The following is a 995-nucleotide window of genomic DNA, read 5'->3' on the forward strand; positions in this document are numbered from 1 at the left end:
GGTCTGAAGAACTGCCGGATCACTGTCGAAAAACTAAATCAAGGTAAAGCTCCATGCCAGCCTTTGGGCTGGCATATCTTTTTGGGGAGGACCAGTTATTTACCATATACGCTTTTTCTCAGGAAGCAGGTGCGAATGTTGCAATGCATGGGGCACCAGGATTTGGAATATATGGTGTGGATATATTTGTGAAAACCGATGATGCAGAGAAGGCAGTACAGTTGATCAAGGAGATTAATAACCAAGAATGAAGAAATTTTTTGACATTTTCACACATGCGTGCTAATATGATTATAGAAAAAGAGTGCTACCGATAGACGGTTAGTCCACATACTTAATTGATTAAAAATAACCGTTCAGTTTGCGAGGCTGGGGCGGTTATTTTTGTGTCTTGTTATTATCTTTGCCGAATGTGTATCCGGCACAAAAGCAGGTGATGCCGAAGCTCACGACTGCAATAAAGTCCACAATACTCATTGGCTTAGCCCTCCTTTCCAGTGGATTCTCTTTCGAGTTTCTATGTAATCAGAGGGTCACAGTCCCTCTGGAGAAGGACTAACCGCCTACCGTTATGATAGCACCCATGTTTCGATTATAACAGTCAAGGTGGGAATCTGCAACCGGAAAGTTGACAGCTCATGAAAATCTGGCTGTGATACCGTTTTGATACTAAAAAATGAAGAGAACAGAAATATAGCGTAGAAATCCTATAACACAGGACAATAAAGACACGAAAATCACAGAAAATAATGAGATTTTAAGAACCTCACAAACGTGAAGGTGGACGTACTGTTGGATCAGGCCGTGTTGCTACAATTATCGAGTAATACAATCTGAATATAGATTTGTTATCGCAAGATAATATTGTGTCCAAACGTAAGATGGTAACCGCCAAATAATAATGCGGTCAGATATAAAATTACCCCAGCCCTTTGCGAGTTGGAGTAATTCACTATAATTCACATGCGATTTTTGATAGATTGGAGTTTTTCACT

The 995-nt window shown here is 40.2% G+C and carries 1 protein-coding gene; it reads left to right on the forward strand.

What is annotated here, in order from left to right; translation table 11 throughout:
- Positions 1-53: 53 nt before the first annotated feature.
- Positions 54-251 (forward strand): hypothetical protein, encoded by a 198-nt coding sequence (locus tag ACTQ50_RS19665; protein WP_441485563.1) that lies wholly within the window; start codon positions 54-56, stop codon positions 249-251.
- Positions 252-995 lie beyond the last annotated feature (744 nt).

Source organism: Blautia sp. Sow4_E7 (assembly GCF_052116245.1).
In the GTDB taxonomy this organism is placed as follows: domain Bacteria; phylum Bacillota; class Clostridia; order Lachnospirales; family Lachnospiraceae; genus Blautia_A.